Annotated in this window: 1 protein-coding gene; it reads left to right on the top strand. The window is 63.4% G+C overall.

Features of this window, described 5'->3' with window-relative positions; all coding sequences use genetic code 11:
• Nucleotides 1–15: 15 nt before the first annotated feature.
• Nucleotides 16–358: DUF4442 domain-containing protein (locus ACODS4_RS28165; RefSeq protein ID WP_488869195.1), on the top strand; the 343-nt coding region annotated here is incomplete at its 3' end.

Below are 358 nucleotides of genomic sequence, written 5' to 3' on the forward strand. Positions count from 1 at the left end.
GGTGCCGGTATCCGTGTGCAGCACATCAGCCCGGACCTGCGTAGCGTCAAGGTGGCGATGAAGCTGACCCGCTGGAACCGCAATTACGTCGGCACCCAGTTCGGTGGCAGCCTGTATGCCATGGTCGACCCGTTCTACATGCTGCTGCTGATCGAGCAGTTGGGGCGTGACTACATCGTCTGGGACAAGGCCGCCAGCATCGACTTCATCTCGCCGGGCAAAGGCCCGGTCTATGCCGAGCTTCACGTCGGTGACGCACTGCTGGACGAAATCCGCCAGCAGGCAGCCACCGGCAAGAAATGCCTGCCGCGTTTGCAGGTCGATATCCGCGATGGCGCCGGCGAGTTGGTGGCGCGGG

Source organism: Azospirillum sp. FG154 (genome assembly GCF_057809575.1).